Raw genomic sequence first — 13497 nt, 5'->3', positions numbered from 1 at the left:
TCAAACCACCCGAGACCCGGCGTCGCCATGGCACAACGCACCCGTCTGGGAGACCTTCTCCGCCCACTGAACTCCGAGTACGGCAAGGTGGTACCCGGATGGGGCACCACTCCTGTGATGGGCATCTTCATGGTGCTGTTCCTGGTGTTCCTGTTGGTGATTCTTCAGCTGTACAACAAGTCCCTCATCCTCGAGGGCATCAACGTGAACTGGAACGGCCTCGGCTGATCTGCACCCATGAACATCTTCGGCGTCGGTCTCCCCGAAATGGCGGTTATCGGCGCCGTTGCCTTGTTGGTTTTCGGGCCGAAACGACTGCCCGAGCTTGGTCGGACTCTCGGTAAAACCCTGAAGGGCTTCCAATCCGCGTCCAAGGAATTCGAACGCGAGATCAACAAAGCCATGGCTGAACCGGAGATTTCCGGTGAGGCTTCGAAGCCGGTTGAAGAACTTCCCCCCAGCGACTGAGTCGTTCTAGCGGTATGGCCACTGATCTCAAGCTGGTGGTGGGGTTGGGAAATCCGGGTGCGAAATACGTCGGCACCCGTCACAACATCGGCTTCATGGCCCTCGAGCTTTTGGGTAAGCGCTCTGGGTTCAGTTTTCGTCAGCAGGCCAAGTTGCATGGTCTTGCAGCCGATACAGGGGTTGGTGAGCAGCGGCTGCGCTTACTGATGCCTCAGACCTATATGAATGACAGCGGTCGTGCCATTCGTGCGGCTCTCGATTGGTTCGGCCTGGAGCCTCACCAATTGTTGGTGCTGGTGGACGACATGGACCTTCCGCTGGGTCGTTTGCGGTTGCGGGCCCAGGGCAGTGCCGGCGGGCACAACGGTTTGCGCAGCACCATTCAGCATCTCGGTACCCAGGGGTTCCCCAGGCTGCGGATCGGCATTGGTGCGCCGGCTGAGAACCCTGCCGAACGCCGCGCCCGAACGGTGTCCCATGTTCTTGGTCCGTTCAGCAAGGCGGAGCAACCCTGTGTCGGCGCTGTTCTCGATGCTGTTCTGGATGGGATTCAACGTCTTCAGCGCCAGAGCTTTGAGCGCGCTGGAACCTGGATCAACGGGTTCCGTTATGACCTGGAGTCGGTCGACTGATGCCGGCACTTCCGGCGACAACGGCTCATTTGCGGGTGCTCCGCCAGTGTTTTCAAGCCAAGTGCGTGGAGGGTGAAGTTTCTGCTGGAGGGTTTGAGTGGCAGTTTTCCTGGGCCTTTGATCGCGGTGAACTGGTAGTGGAGCCATCCCTGGGACGTGCCCTGATCGAGGATGCCCTGCGGCGGTTTCTTGTGCGTTCTGATTACAGGCTGGAACCGGGGGGTGATTACACCTTCATGGTCCGGGCCAGGTTCTGAGCGAGAACGTGGGATCAGGCTCAGGCCATTTCAGGCGGCATTGCAGGTGCTCCTCAAGCATCACCAAAGCTGCAACAGCATCCAGATCCACCGGTGGAATGCGCAGTCCTGCCGGCAGCATCCGTCGCCAACCTCGAGCCGGCCATAGCGCCCAGTAACGCTGTCTTGCCCTCAGGGTTGTTCCCTGCTCCTGAACCACGGTGAGATGGCCCAGCCGTTCCAGTCGCTGGATCCAGGTTCTGCTTCCCGTGCCATCGCCGATCAGGATGCGGTCGAGAGCTTGGTCTTGATTCCACTGCTCCAGCCAGGGTTCGACGGCCTCCGGGGCCAGCACATGCCCTTCGCGCACGAGGCCGAGCTGAAGATCGGCCAGCACAAGACCACATTTGCAGCGGCCTGGATCGAGGACGGCCACCCGTTTCATGGGGAGGCCTGAATGGTGACGACGACAGGATCGGCACTGTCGCTGACCCCTGCGGAAATCACGTCCAAGACCACGCTTTGGCTGGGTCCTTCCATAAGGGTCTGGGCCAGTTGGGAGAGGGCTGATCCATCGAACTGAAGGCCTTCGGTCAGGGATCCCCGCCGCTGCACTTCGGCATAGGCCGAGGCCAGGAGAAGGTTCAATCGTGTGCGAATGCCCTCTGGAGTGCGTTCATCCGGTTGCAGTGTGGTGGTGGCCAGCACGTCACCGCGTTGCGTCACCGGCCGGTTTGGACGCACCTCGGGGAAGGCGTACACCGCTGTTTCGCCCCGCAGCACGTTGGTGGCTGAGCGCAGCGAGATCACCCAGATCTCCGGTTTGCGGATGATCCTTTGCAGGCGTTCCACATCGCTGCGCGGAACGCGGATCAACTGCCGTTCGGGTGCTTCGCCAGGTCGCACTTTCCCGTAGGCGTTGAGATTGGCCTCCTGCAACAGCCTGTCGACAGCCTGTTTGGCCTGGTCCGGAGCATCGAGTCGAACCGTTGCTCTTGCCAAGGTCTGTCCGCTGCTGATCACCACAGATCCACGCCTCAAGGCGACCAGATTGCGTTCCAGTTCTTTGAGTTCCTGCTCACCGGCTCGGATGCGGCTGCGAACGCTGTTGAGTTCGGCTTCCGTGCGCTGGATGTCCGCATCGCGGGAGGCGATGTCCTGGCTGAGGCGTTCACGTTCGGCTTTGAGTTGGGCCAGCTCCTTTTGAAGAGGAGCGAGTTCGAGGCGCAGGGTGTTGGCCCGTTGCTGCGATTGCTCGAGCTCAATGGCGATCCGTTTGGTTTCTGTTTGGGTCTTGTCTCGTTCCCGCTCGGCTGCCTCCAGCTGCTGACGGCTGTCTTGGAGTTTCTCCTGCAGGGCATCCAGTTCAAACAGGCCAACCCGCAACTGCCGGCTCACCAGAAGCATCAGGCCAAGTGAGAGTGCGCTGATCAGGCTGCCGGTCAACACCGTGATCAAAACGGCGGTGCGCCGTGGGCGCATGCTGAACAAACTCAGTCGCGCTTTGCCGACGCGGCTGCCCAAACGGTCGCCCAGGGTCGACAGCACGCCCCCGAGCACCAACAGAACCAGAATCAGTGCCCAGCCGCTCATGGCTGCACAAGTCGGGCGATGGCAGGCCTAGCTGAAGCGTTTGGCCAGCGCGATCGGATCCAGAACCGTGATTTTCTTGCGGTCAATCTGAACCAAACCGGATTGACGCAAGTCTCCCAGCAGACGCGTGATTGTCACGCGTGTTGAGCCAATTGCTTCAGCGATGGCCTGATGGGACAGGCGCAGGTCGATGGTGATGCCCAGCTCATCTGCCACGCCGAAGTCCCTGCAAAGCACCAGCAGGAAGCTCACCAGTCGGGATGACATGTCCCGATGGGTGAGGGTTTCAATCATCGTCTCGGTCTGCAGAATCCGGCTGGAGAGACCCTGAAGCAAGCGCAGGCCAACGCTGGTGTCTGCTTCGATGGCGGCCTTCACGGAGGTCGCTGGTGCAGTCACCATTTCGACCCGGGTAAAGGCCACAGCGTGATAGAACCGGTCGGACCGTTGACCTGTCAGCAGTGACAGCACCCCGAAGAGGCTGTTCTCGCGGAGCAGGGCCACGGTGATCTCTTCTCCCGATTCGTAGACGCGGGACAGACGAACGGCTCCCCGGCGGATCAGATACACCCGTTCTGCGGGATCTCCGGGGAAGAAGATGGTCTTGTTGCGATCCACCAGTTCACTGCTGGCGCCATCGAGATCCCGGATGATCTCCAGCAGAGAACGGTTGGCGGGCTCTGCGCTGGGAGCTGGAGCCACCATCTGCGGGGCGTATCGGCTGAAACCTCGGCTACTGGTCATGACATCCCCCTTGTGTGGCGAAGTTACGGAGCCGGCGGTGGCCGCCATGTAGCGGTTATTACGTAACGCTGCTGTGCTCCTTGAAGGCCTGGCGTTGCGCCTGCATCAGGGATGTCAATCCCGGCTCTGCTAAATCCAGCAGCTCATTGAGTTGCCTGCGACTGAAGGGCGCACCCTCCGCAGTTCCCTGGATTTCCAGCAGACGGCCATCGCCGGACTGCACAACGTTCAGGTCCACCTCGGCTCGGCTGTCTTCGCTGTAGTCCAGATCCAGCAAGGCCTGGCCATCAACCAAGCCCACGGATACAGCCGCCACCTGATCGATCAGGGGTGATTGCTCCAGCACTCCCTGGTCCACCAGGGATCGGCAGGCTTGGTCCAGGGCGAGCCAAGCCCCGGTGATCGAGGCCGTCCGGGTGCCGGCGTCCGCTTGGATCACGTCGCAGTCGATCAGCAAGGTGCGCTCTCCTAGACGCTTCATGTCGATCACGGCGCGCAGGCTTCGGCCGATCAGCCGCTGAATTTCCTGAGTGCGGCCCGAGAGTTTCATCAGCTCCCGTGATTGTCGCTGTGGGGTGGATCCGGGCAGCAACCGGTATTCGGCGCTGAGCCATCCCAATCCTTCTCCCTTGCGCCAGCGGGGAACTTTGTCCTCTAAGCAAACGCTGCAGAGAACAGCGGTTCGGCCGGTGTGAACCACAAGGGAGCTCAAGGCAAACCCCATGGGATTCCAGGTCACCGAGAACGGTCGCAACTGCTGCGGGCGACGGCCATCAGTGCGTTGTTCAGGGGATTGGCTCATCGGTGGTGTGCAGTTCGTCAAGCCTCGCAGGCGGTTGGTTCTCGCACTGTCCAAACACCATGGGTGGTGTCAATCCCCTTGTGGAATGTGATCTCGCCGCTACATTCAAGGTCTTGCCGGGGTCGCCCGGACAGATGCTTCCGTGATGACCACAAGCCTCGCCGACCCCCAATCCTTCCAAAATTCCCTGGATCGGGATCAGCAGGCCTTGCAACGGGCGGGCCTGAGGCCCTTGCCTGCCGTCTCTGATCCGCCACCCCTACATCTGGTGGCTCCCGAAGGGCAGCTGCAAGTGCATACGGCGCCTTATCGAGGCAGTTTCGCCAGTGTTCTCAGCCAGGCCATGCGAGCTGCCGGCTTGGGCAGTCGTGTTCTGATCAGTCAGTTCCTCAAAGGGGGCGTGCAGCAGGGACCGGCCGGCCGGGTGCAGCTCTGCGGAGGCCTCGTCTGGCTGCGGCCGGAAGTGCCCCTCTGCCTCTCCTCGCCGGGGCATCCCGGTGGTGCGGAGGCGGTGGCTGAGGTTTGGTCCATCTGCCGTCAGCATCTGATCCAGGGAGATCTCGATCAGCTGGTGTTGGATGAACTCGGCCTTGCCGTGGCCTTCGGATACCTGGATGAGGCGGACGTGATTGCAGCCCTTGAGCAGCGGCCCGCTTCGATGGATGTGATCATCACTGGACCTGCCATCCCCGCCGGTGTGGTGGAGATGGCAGATCAAGTCACGGAGTTGCGCCGAGGTTTCTGATGCTCAAGTGCGATCGCTGGATCACTGAACAGGCCGGGCAGGGAATGATCGAGCCATTCCAGAGCGGTTTGGTCCGTCACCTGGAGCCGGAGCAGAAGCTGCGGCCAGTGCTGAGTTTTGGTTGCTCCTCCTACGGCTATGACCTACGCCTTTCTCCCCAGGAATTTCTGATCTTCCGGCATGTTCCAGGCACGGTGATGAACCCCAAGAGGTTCAACCCGGCCAACCTCGAACCCACTCCCCTTCATGAGGATGAAGATGGGCGATATTTCATTCTCCCGGCCCATTCCTATGGCCTCGGTGTGGCCCTGGAGAAGTTGAGGGTTCCCCCCAACATCACCGTGATCTGTTTGGGCAAGAGCACCTATGCCCGCCTTGGAATCATCGTGAACACCACCCCGGCAGAAGCGAGCTGGGAGGGTCACCTCACCCTTGAATTCAGTAACAGTTCTGGTGCTGACTGCCGCATCTATGCCGATGAGGGCATCTGTCAGCTGTTGTTTTTTGAGGGTGATCCCTGCTCGACCACCTACAGCGATCGACAAGGCAAGTACCAGCACCAACCGGAACGGGTGACGCTGGCCAAGGTTTAGTTCTCTCTGATTAGGGGGCCAAACGCGCCCGGTGCAGCCTGCTCTTCTCGTACCAGGCTGCAAATTCAGGGGCCCACTCCACCATGTGGGGCCACATCAGATCACAGAGCTGGCGAATCTCCAGCTGTGCATCGAGCTTGGCCCGCAGGTCCATGAAGTGCAGGAATGCCCGCAGGCTGAAGCTCACCACAAAATGCTGGCGGTAGTCGAAGGGAAGGATGCCGCGGGCGTGCTCCTCGGCGAAGCCCGCCCTGAGCAGATCCCTGTAGCGCTCGGCGGCGCTACGGCAGAGATCAAGATCCTGTTGGCGTAGTGCTTCGGTGTAGGTGTATTTCTTGCCCTGCCGATCGCTGTACTCGCCGATGGGCCTCAGATAGAACACCTCTTCCAGGTCCAGGGCTCCATCCGCTGCACGGCAGATGCGTTCACCGGTGTAGCGCATCGACTGCACATCGAAGCTCACCCCAACCCGGTGGGTGCGGGCCTGCTGCATCACCGAGTGCGGGAACCAGCCCACGTTCAGCACGATCTGTGCATGCTCCATCGGGCCGTAGTGGCCGCGCTCTCCAGACAGCAGGCGTTTCACACAGATCTCTCCAGCCCGCTGCTCATCGGGCCAGTTGGCACGATCTCCGGCCACGAATCCTTCGCTGTAGTCCTGATGCATGGCGGCGTACACGCATTGCTGCGGGTTCGGCGTAGCTGCGATCAGATCGACCCGAAAGCGGTCCATGGGAGCGTCAGAGTGACGAGTTGTGGTGATCATGGCGAGGCGTGTCAACCATGGCTGCGGGGCCCCGCGTTGGCGGGGCTCGAGGCCCCTGCCATCGCGTTGTTCGCGGAGGGGGGCTTCAGCAGCTGGCTGATGTTGCCGACGCCAGGCAAGGCCGGCAACGGCTGATTTTCAAGCAGTGCTGTGGTGAGCAGCTGGAGTTCCTCAGCGCTGCGCAAGCCGAGGGATCGCCCCTTGGCTTCCCCCTCAGCGTTGAACAGGTTCAACTGGGGAATGCCGTTGACGTCGTAGCGATCAACCAGATCTTGCCAACGGGGGTTGTCGACGTTGACCAGAACAACATCGAGTCGATCGCGCGATTGCTTCTCCAAAGCCAGCATTGAAGGTGCCATCTCTCTGCAGACCTGGCACCAATCGGCGTAGAACTCGATCAGCGTTGGGCGTCCGTTGGTTAACGCTGTTTGTGGGTCGAGGGATCGTCTCGCCAGCTGCTCCATCGGACTTTCGCTCTGAATGCCTCCGCGTAGGACAACCAGGCCCATGGCCAGAGCCACCGCAATCAGCACCAGCACCCATCGCTGCGCTGTGCCCAGGGGCGAAGACTCCGGGGTGCCTGTCATCGCACGTCAACCACAGCGATCACTCTGGCAGCTCCTTCGAAAGCCCGCCGCTACCTTGACGCCATGCCAATTCTGCGACTGCTGAGCCTTCCGGTTCGGGCGCCGTTGCTGACGGTGCTGTTTCTCGTTGCGGTTGTGCTCGGCAACCATTGGCAGATTGTTCAGCCCTCCTTCACGTCTCTCTATGGCGTGAGTGCGGCCTGGTTCTGGGGTTTCGTTCTGCTGCAGACCCAGGTGGTTGTCGTCTTCTGCACCATGCCCGATCTGCTTTTGCGCCAGGTGTCGTTGCTGATGGCGTCGAGCCGGGTGATGACGTTGGTGGTCACGCTGCTGGTGGTGATCACCGGTGGCATCTACCTGCTGAAGCTCAATGTGCTGACCGACGTGTTGATCCTGGCCTCAGCCATGCTGTTGGCCAGGCTCGATCTAATCCGCATCGGTGTTCTGCCCGCCGCCGGGATCTGCCTGTTTCTAATGAGTGTGGTCGTGATCGCTGGCATCGTCGCCGGCACGCTTCTGCCCCATCCCAGCGCCAGTCTCGTTGCAGAACGATTGATTGCCGCCTAGGTAGCCGAGCAGATTGTCCAGCACTTTCTTGGTGTAAAAGCGTGTTTCCGGGTAGGGAATGCGTTCCACCCAGAGCGCATCGTCGTCTTGATCCGTGGGTTGTGCCCAAGAGGCCACAGCACCTGGCCCGGCGTTGTAGCTGGCAATGCTGCGAAAGGGGTCGCTTTCCCATTGCTCCAGCAAGTGGTTGAGGTAGCGCGCGCCCAGTTCGAAGTTGTCGGCGGGATCCTTCAGCATCAGCGTGCTGGTTGGTGCGTCAGCCATCTCTGTGGCTGTGGAGGGCATCAATTGCATCACGCCTACGGCCCCAGCAGGGGAGACGACCCCAGGTGCAAAGCGTGATTCCTGTTTGGCGATCGCTCGCAGCAGATTGGCCTGAACGCCTGCTTGCTCTGCCGCTGTCTGTATCTCAGCTTCGAAGAGGCGAGGGAATTGGCTGCGATGCAGGAGAGTCCGTTGATGGCAGCTCGGATTACGCCAGCGGAGGCTGAGCCACCAGAGCTGCTCCAGTCCCATCCAGGTGTCCCCGATGGCAAGGCGCAGCCTGCCTTCGGCGAGACGTTCTTCAGGTGGCGGCGGGACTGCAGGGTCTGCCTGGGCCTGCCAGGCCTCCCAGGCGGCGTGCACCTGGCCCAGGCGCCAAAGCTCGTTCACCAGCCGGTGATGGCTGTTGAGCGGTTGCCAGGCTGGCGGCTCCTGCTGCGGGTCTGGGGATCGCAACGCCAGGGGTTCGGCCACACCCAGGTGCTCCATAGCGCGCCAGCGGTAGTAGCCCCCGGGGAAGGCCCCGATCAGGCGGCGCCAGCTGCGTTCTGCCTTTGTCGTTTCGCCGAGTTGCTTGTGGCTAAGCCCCAACCAGAACAGCCGCCGCGTCTCCAACGGTGGAGGCAGGGGGCCATCCTCATCGGGGCGTTCCAGCAGGGCGCGGGCACGATCCCAATCTCCAGCCAGAAATGCCTCGCGGGCGATGTCCCATTGCAGTTGCCAGATGTCGGGGTCGTTGGGCCAGCGGCTCAGGGCGGCATCCGCCCCATCGCCGCCGGCGAGTCGCACGCGAGCTGCTGCAACAGCGGCTGAGCGCTCCTCAAGGGCAGTCGGAAGCGCATCCAGAACCCCAGGCTGGGCATCGAGCGGTTCACTCAAGATCCGTGCTGCTTCAAGGCTGGCGGGGTGGTTTGGGTGGTTCTGCGCCAGGGTCAGCAGCCGGGCTGTACCTGCATCAGGGTCGCCATGCAGCAGCAGGGAACGACCGATGGCCAGCTTGGTCTCAGGGGAGGCCTCAAGCTCCTGAAGACAGGTCACTGCGGTGTCGGCATGGCCTTGTTTTGCCAGTGCTTGCGCCAAGGTTTGGCGTTGGTCGGGTTGAGGTGCCTGCGCCCCCGTGGCCTCGCAGGCGTCACGCATCAGCCCAAGGGCGCCGGCTCGGCGCGCATTCCAACGGGCCAGGTGCAAGGCGCCTTGATGGCTTGCTAGTGCTTCGGAGCCATCCCGAGCCGCCAGGGTCAGTGCTGCGGGGTGTGCGGGTTGCTGTTGGAGCAGCTGCTGATGAAGAACGGGATTGTTGTTGCCAAGCGCCAATCGAGCCCAAGCGGAGCCGGGTGCTTCGGGAAAGCGATCCAACAGGCGCTGCCAGGTCTCAGCAGCGTCCGATGGCTTGCCCTGGGCGGCAGCGGTGAGGGCTGCCCGTTCGAGCACCACGGCCGCCATCGGATCGCGCCCCCAGCCTTGGCCATGGAGCAGTTGCGGTGACCCATCCCTGGCCACCATCAATAGGGCGGCCTCTCGACGGGTCTGCGGATCGATGGCCCAGCGGTAGTGCTGCCAGAGCCTTGCCTGCGAGACTTCAGGCGTGAGGCGCTGATGCTGCTTGTTGAGAAGCAGCTGCCCGCCCCATGCAGCTAACCCACTGAAACCAGCAACTGAAAGCAGCAGCAGCGTTCCGATTCGCGGCCCTGCCTGCACACCCAACCTTGAACTCGTTTCATTCTGATGCTTCAAACAGAGTTGGCGAGCCTTTGATCGCCTTTGGGCCGTGGAGGGCAGAGCTGCACCTGTCACGTCCCTGGGAATCAGCCTCAGAGGTGCTTCCTATGGTGCTGTCCACGATTGAGACCCATGGTTCAAGAGGCGTGCTCCCCGATCGGCCCCGCTCTCGGTGACGCTGCGCCAGGGTTTGGAACCGATGGAATCCGTGGGCTTGCCGGCACGGTTCTCACCCCCGCTCTATGTCTTCAGGTGGGCTATTGGGTCGGTCGGGTTCTGCAGGCGGAAGGTCCTGTTCTGATCGGGATGGACTCCCGGACCAGCGGCAGCATGGTGGTTGCTGCCCTGACGGCGGGCTTGACGGCCGCTGGTCGCGATGTGTGGACCCTTGGGCTCTGTCCGACGCCGGCGGTTCCGTTGTTGATCCGCCAGCTGGGAGCCGCCGGCGGCCTGATGGTCTCCGCCAGCCATAACCCCCCTGCAGACAACGGCATCAAAGTGTTCGGGGCCGATGGCGCCAAACTCAGCGCCTCCCGTCAAGCCCAGGTGGAAGCCGGTCTGCAGGGACAGACGCCCATGGCTGAGCAAGCAACATTCCGCTGCGGTGTGGCGCGATCCAGCGCCGATCTCCTGGATGGCTACAGAGAGGTGTTGCAGCAATCGGTGGCTGACCGGCGACTGGATGGCGTTCCCATCGTTTTGGACCTCTGCTGGGGATCCGCGACGGCTTGCGGTGCCGATGCCTTCCGTGCACTGGGGGCTGATCTCACCGTGCTCCATGGGGAACCCGATGGCTCCCGCATCAACGTGGCTTGCGGGTCAACCCATCTGGGACCGCTGCAACGGGCTGTGATCGAGCGCGGCGCGGCGATGGGTTTTGCCTTTGATGGTGATGCCGATCGGATGCTGGCGGTGGACGGCCGAGGCCGGATTATCGACGGCGACCACGTGCTGTTTCTCTGGGGATCCGTGCTGCAGGAGCAGCAGGCGCTACCCGATCAGCGGTTGGTGGCCACTGTGATGTCGAACCTTGGCTTCGAGCGTGCCTGGCAGCAGCGGGGCGGCACCCTGGATCGCACGCCGGTGGGAGATCAGCACGTCCATGCCGCGATGGTGGCCAGTGGCGCGGGCCTCGGTGGCGAACAATCCGGCCACATCCTTTCCGCCTCCCATGGGCTGTGTGGCGATGGTGTTCTGACCGCCGTTCAGTTGGCCACCCTGTGCCATGCCCAGGGCATCAGCCTGAGCGATTGGTTGGACCGCAGTTTCCAGGCCTACCCGCAGAAATTGGTCAATGTGCGGGTGACGGACCGTTTGCGCCGTAAGAACTGGAGCGCTTGCACTGCTCTCACCGACGCCATTGCTTCAGCGGAGCAGTCGATGGGCGAGACCGGTCGCATTTTGGTCCGGGCCAGTGGTACAGAGCCCGTCTTGCGGGTGATGGTGGAAGCCGAGCAGTCGGACGCTGTGGAGCATTGGACGGGGCATCTGGCCGCCGTTGCCAAGGAACATCTCAACGCGGCCTGAGGCTTAAGCCCTCGGCCATCAAGAGGGCGCCATCACAGGCATCGCCCTTGGCCTTGCCCCATCGGGCTTCGGGAATCGACTGATGGATGGCCTGTTGCACGGCTGTGCGGAACCCCTGGAGATGGGTGACGGCTCCTCCATGGCAGACCACCAGGGGGGACCGCAGGGAAAGCTGCTGGGCCACGGTGCTGATGCAGCGGGAGAGGGCTGCTGCCGATCCCTGAACGATCTCCTTCGCGCCAGGGCAGTTCTTGGCTGCGGCTCCCACCACCAGTGGAGCCAAGGCTGCAAAGTCAGCCGTGCCGAAGTCCTGCTGCACCACCCGGGCTTTCACTGCGGCGTGGCTGTCGCAGCCCATCTGATTCCAGATCTGCAGGCGCAGCGGATGGTCGGGCAGGCGTCCATCGGCCATGCGCAGGGTCAGCTGCAATCCCTGGTGGCCCAGATCAAAGGCCGAGCCGGCTCCATCGAGCAGCCATCCCCAGCCGCCACAGCGGTGTTCATGGCCGTTCTCGTCTCGGCCTAGCACGATCATTCCGGTGCCGCTGATCGCCAGGATTCCTGCGCCTTCAGGGAACGCACCTCGCAAGGCGGTGCGTTCGTCTCCAGTGACCAGCACCTTGGTCAATCCTGAGTCATCACCGATGGCCAGGGCTTGCCCCACCAAATGTTCAGCACGCTGTTGCAACGCTGTTCCGTGTTCGATGCCGCTGGCTCCCACAACGGCCGCCTGGATCACGCCATCGGGGTGATTTTTCAGGGCCTGCTGCGCACTGGTGCTGATCGCCTCGAGGAAACGACGTTCACCCTGGGGGGCATCAAGGTGGCTGACTCCGGGGCCCTCGCCTTCTCCAACAGGCTGGTGCACGCCGTTTTGAACCACGCTGAGGCGGCAGCGGGTGTGCGACTGTCCGGCATCGAATCCAGCGAGCAGTCTCATGATTCCCTGGGTCGACTCACCAGGCTGGCCAGAGCAAACCAGCCGATCAGCTGCACTTCGGGGCGGAAGAAAATTGTGTCGGTGCTGCCCTGCATCAGCAGGCCAGCGATGGCAGCGAGGCTGGCGATGGATGCCAAGGCGCTTGGAGCATCGGCATTGAGCTGCTTGAGGCCCTGCCTAAGGCTGCTGGCCAGCAATCCCAGGCAGGCCAGCAGCCCGGGAATGCCGGTTTCCACCAGGATTTCCAAGGGAACGGAGTAGGCACTGAGGGCGTTGAACTTCGGTTGCTGATACAGGGGATAGATGCTGTTGAACGCTGTATTGCCAGGGCCGATGCCCAACCAGGGACGGTCTTGCACCATCTGGATGGCCGCCATCCAGACGTTGATGCGGAAGTTGTTGGAACTATCCCCCCGTCCCGCCAGCAGGCTGGTGATGCGCGTGCGGATCGGATCGATCTGGGTGGCCGCCACCACAAGGCAAGCGGCTCCAACCAGCAGCACGGCCAGAGGCACAAGACGTCTCCAGAGCGGAGGCCAGTGGCGTGTCCAGAGCAGCAGCAGCAACAACAGCAGCACGGCACCGGCAGCAACCATTCCCAGCCAGCCGCCGCGGCTGTAGGTGAACAGCGTGGCTGTTGCTGCCAACACCAATGTGGTTCCGGCAAACAGCTGGGCTCCTACCCCACGCCAGCGCACCAGTGCGATCGCTGCGAAGGGAACCAGCGGCAGCAGGTAACCCGCCAGGAGGTTGGGGTTTCCCAGGGGGCCATAGATCCGAACGGTGCCGGCACTGATGGAATTCGGATCGGCCCAGCCCGCCAGTTCCTCGCTGGAGGCATACAGCTGTCGCAAAGCCAGAACGCTGCTGAACAGCCCGCCACTCAGCAGTCCGGCGATCAGCCGGTTCCACCATCGGCTGTTGCTCAGCAGCAGCTTGCAGAGCAAGGCATAAACGCCCAGGTAGCTGAGCAGTTTGATCAGGCCTTTGCTGGCGGCGATTGGAACTGGAGAACACCCCGTGGCCACAATCGCAATGGCCAGAAAAAGCATCAGCCAGCGCGAGATGGTTCCGATGCGCTGAGGTGGCGGACTGCAGAGGCACCAGAGCAGCCAAAGAACGCCGCAGGCTGCAATCACCAGGGCCAGGCCTGTGCGTGTAAAGAAAGGAAAACCCGTGAACAAGGCCAGCAGCAGGAGTCCCGTCAGCCCTTCAAGGCGTTTCAGCACCGCCTGATCCGGAGTGATCACCCCCTGCCAGCGCACCAACAGGGCCCCACTGCTTGCCGTCTGGGTTGCATCCGCAGAGGCCATC

Annotated in this window: 17 protein-coding genes; 8 read left to right on the top strand and 9 right to left on the bottom strand. The window is 62.2% G+C overall.

The features are described from left to right. Positions 1-27 precede the first annotated feature (27 nt). Genes psbH through DXY03_RS05585 form a run of 4 tightly spaced genes read left to right on the top strand, consistent with a single transcriptional unit; the run spans position 28 to position 1357 of the window. Positions 28-228, top strand: coding sequence for a photosystem II reaction center phosphoprotein PsbH (gene psbH, locus DXY03_RS05600; protein ID WP_006849996.1), 201 nt, complete (start codon positions 28-30; stop codon positions 226-228). Between the two features lie 9 nt (positions 229-237). After that, the gene (locus DXY03_RS05595; protein ID WP_115009554.1) at positions 238-468 is read left to right on the top strand and encodes a TatA/E family twin arginine-targeting protein translocase; all 231 of its coding nucleotides are present in this window, start codon (positions 238-240) and stop codon (positions 466-468) included. A gap of 14 nt (positions 469-482) precedes the next feature. Then, positions 483-1100 carry an aminoacyl-tRNA hydrolase gene (gene pth / locus DXY03_RS05590; RefSeq protein WP_115009553.1) on the top strand — a complete coding sequence of 206 codons (618 nt, stop codon included), beginning with the start codon at positions 483-485 and terminating at the stop codon, positions 1098-1100. Next, positions 1100-1357, top strand: coding sequence for a DUF3146 family protein (locus DXY03_RS05585; protein ID WP_011363294.1), 258 nt, complete (start codon positions 1100-1102; stop codon positions 1355-1357). Before pth ends, DXY03_RS05585 begins: the two co-directional genes overlap by 1 nt. Here DXY03_RS05585 and DXY03_RS05580 read toward each other — a convergent pair. From DXY03_RS05580 to rph, 4 genes are read right to left on the bottom strand one after another with little or no spacing between them, the layout of a single operon-like run. Continuing rightward, positions 1335-1781 (bottom strand): resolvase, encoded by a 447-nt coding sequence (locus tag DXY03_RS05580; protein WP_115009552.1) that lies wholly within the window; start codon positions 1779-1781, stop codon positions 1335-1337. The genes DXY03_RS05585 and DXY03_RS05580 overlap by 23 nt on opposite strands. Further along, on the bottom strand, positions 1778-2929 hold the full coding sequence (locus tag DXY03_RS05575; protein ID WP_115009551.1) for a DUF3084 domain-containing protein: 1152 nt from the start codon (positions 2927-2929) through the stop codon (positions 1778-1780). Before DXY03_RS05575 ends, DXY03_RS05580 begins: the two co-directional genes overlap by 4 nt. 27 nt (positions 2930-2956) lie before the next feature. Next, positions 2957-3673, bottom strand: coding sequence for a global nitrogen regulator NtcA (gene ntcA, locus DXY03_RS05570; protein ID WP_006850810.1), 717 nt, complete (start codon positions 3671-3673; stop codon positions 2957-2959). Positions 3674-3731: 58 nt separating this feature from the next. After that, entirely contained in the window at positions 3732-4475 is a 744-nt protein-coding gene (gene rph / locus DXY03_RS05565) for a ribonuclease PH (RefSeq protein WP_115009550.1), read from the bottom strand. Between the two features lie 145 nt (positions 4476-4620). Here rph and DXY03_RS05560 point away from each other — a divergent pair, with 145 nt between their 5' ends. After that, positions 4621-5220, top strand: a complete 600-nt coding sequence (locus DXY03_RS05560; protein ID WP_114988180.1) for a cob(I)yrinic acid a,c-diamide adenosyltransferase — start codon at positions 4621-4623, stop codon at positions 5218-5220. Beyond that, complete coding sequence (gene dcd, locus DXY03_RS05555; protein WP_006849961.1) at positions 5220-5813, top strand: dCTP deaminase; 594 nt, start codon at positions 5220-5222, stop codon at positions 5811-5813. The genes DXY03_RS05560 and dcd overlap by 1 nt, the downstream gene beginning before the upstream one ends. A gap of 10 nt (positions 5814-5823) precedes the next feature. Here dcd and thyX read toward each other — a convergent pair whose 3' ends face one another. Both thyX and DXY03_RS05545 read right to left on the bottom strand, forming a co-directional pair. After that, the gene (gene thyX, locus DXY03_RS05550; RefSeq protein ID WP_115009549.1) at positions 5824-6546 is read right to left on the bottom strand and encodes an FAD-dependent thymidylate synthase; all 723 of its coding nucleotides are present in this window, start codon (positions 6544-6546) and stop codon (positions 5824-5826) included. A gap of 44 nt (positions 6547-6590) precedes the next feature. Further along, the gene (locus DXY03_RS05545) at positions 6591-7166 is read right to left on the bottom strand and encodes a thioredoxin domain-containing protein (protein ID WP_115009548.1); all 576 of its coding nucleotides are present in this window, start codon (positions 7164-7166) and stop codon (positions 6591-6593) included. A 63-nt stretch (positions 7167-7229) separates the two neighbouring features. Between DXY03_RS05545 and DXY03_RS05540 the strand changes: the two genes are divergently transcribed. Beyond that, on the top strand, positions 7230-7733 hold the full coding sequence (locus tag DXY03_RS05540; protein ID WP_115009547.1) for a hypothetical protein: 504 nt from the start codon (positions 7230-7232) through the stop codon (positions 7731-7733). On the opposite strand, the gene DXY03_RS05535 is transcribed toward DXY03_RS05540, so the two are convergent. Then, positions 7638-9695, bottom strand: coding sequence for a lytic transglycosylase domain-containing protein (locus DXY03_RS05535; RefSeq protein ID WP_115009956.1), 2058 nt, complete (start codon positions 9693-9695; stop codon positions 7638-7640). The two genes, DXY03_RS05540 and DXY03_RS05535, sit on opposite strands and share 96 nt — an antisense overlap. A gap of 153 nt (positions 9696-9848) precedes the next feature. On the opposite strand from DXY03_RS05535, the gene glmM reads away from it, so the two are divergent. Next, positions 9849-11243, top strand: coding sequence for a phosphoglucosamine mutase (gene glmM, locus DXY03_RS05530; protein WP_115009546.1), 1395 nt, complete (start codon positions 9849-9851; stop codon positions 11241-11243). Here glmM and DXY03_RS05525 read toward each other — a convergent pair. Further along, the gene (locus DXY03_RS05525; protein ID WP_115009545.1) at positions 11230-12183 is read right to left on the bottom strand and encodes a BadF/BadG/BcrA/BcrD ATPase family protein; all 954 of its coding nucleotides are present in this window, start codon (positions 12181-12183) and stop codon (positions 11230-11232) included. The genes glmM and DXY03_RS05525 overlap by 14 nt on opposite strands. Further along, a complete protein-coding gene (locus DXY03_RS05520; protein WP_115009544.1) occupies positions 12180-13496 on the bottom strand; it encodes an IctB family putative bicarbonate transporter in 1317 nt (438 codons plus the stop codon). The genes DXY03_RS05525 and DXY03_RS05520 overlap by 4 nt, the downstream gene beginning before the upstream one ends. Position 13497: the final 1 nt, after the last annotated feature.

It is taken from the genome of Synechococcus sp. N5, assembly GCF_900473925.1.
Classification (GTDB): domain Bacteria; phylum Cyanobacteriota; class Cyanobacteriia; order PCC-6307; family Cyanobiaceae; genus Parasynechococcus.
The sequence above is the reverse complement of the archived record's forward strand: the minus strand, read 5'-3'. Positions and strand labels throughout refer to the sequence as shown.

What these genes read in the sequence shown, in the direction of transcription:
- psbH (WP_006849996.1), top strand. Translation starts at nt 28, where the DNA reads ATGGCACAACGCACCCGTCTGGGAGACCTTCTCCGCCCACTGAACTCC.
- DXY03_RS05595 (WP_115009554.1), top strand. Translation starts at nt 238, where the DNA reads ATGAACATCTTCGGCGTCGGTCTCCCCGAAATGGCGGTTATCGGCGCC.
- pth (WP_115009553.1), top strand. Translation starts at nt 483, where the DNA reads ATGGCCACTGATCTCAAGCTGGTGGTGGGGTTGGGAAATCCGGGTGCG.
- DXY03_RS05585 (WP_011363294.1), top strand. Translation starts at nt 1,100, where the DNA reads ATGCCGGCACTTCCGGCGACAACGGCTCATTTGCGGGTGCTCCGCCAG.
- DXY03_RS05580 (WP_115009552.1), bottom strand. Translation starts at nt 1,781, where the DNA reads ATGAAACGGGTGGCCGTCCTCGATCCAGGCCGCTGCAAATGTGGTCTT.
- DXY03_RS05575 (WP_115009551.1), bottom strand. Translation starts at nt 2,929, where the DNA reads ATGAGCGGCTGGGCACTGATTCTGGTTCTGTTGGTGCTCGGGGGCGTG.
- ntcA (WP_006850810.1), bottom strand. Translation starts at nt 3,673, where the DNA reads ATGACCAGTAGCCGAGGTTTCAGCCGATACGCCCCGCAGATGGTGGCT.
- rph (WP_115009550.1), bottom strand. Translation starts at nt 4,475, where the DNA reads ATGAGCCAATCCCCTGAACAACGCACTGATGGCCGTCGCCCGCAGCAG.
- DXY03_RS05560 (WP_114988180.1), top strand. Translation starts at nt 4,621, where the DNA reads ATGACCACAAGCCTCGCCGACCCCCAATCCTTCCAAAATTCCCTGGAT.
- dcd (WP_006849961.1), top strand. Translation starts at nt 5,220, where the DNA reads ATGCTCAAGTGCGATCGCTGGATCACTGAACAGGCCGGGCAGGGAATG.
- thyX (WP_115009549.1), bottom strand. Translation starts at nt 6,546, where the DNA reads ATGGACCGCTTTCGGGTCGATCTGATCGCAGCTACGCCGAACCCGCAG.
- DXY03_RS05545 (WP_115009548.1), bottom strand. Translation starts at nt 7,166, where the DNA reads ATGACAGGCACCCCGGAGTCTTCGCCCCTGGGCACAGCGCAGCGATGG.
- DXY03_RS05540 (WP_115009547.1), top strand. Translation starts at nt 7,230, where the DNA reads ATGCCAATTCTGCGACTGCTGAGCCTTCCGGTTCGGGCGCCGTTGCTG.
- glmM (WP_115009546.1), top strand. Translation starts at nt 9,849, where the DNA reads ATGGTTCAAGAGGCGTGCTCCCCGATCGGCCCCGCTCTCGGTGACGCT.
- DXY03_RS05525 (WP_115009545.1), bottom strand. Translation starts at nt 12,183, where the DNA reads ATGAGACTGCTCGCTGGATTCGATGCCGGACAGTCGCACACCCGCTGC.
- DXY03_RS05520 (WP_115009544.1), bottom strand. Translation starts at nt 13,496, where the DNA reads ATGGCCTCTGCGGATGCAACCCAGACGGCAAGCAGTGGGGCCCTGTTG.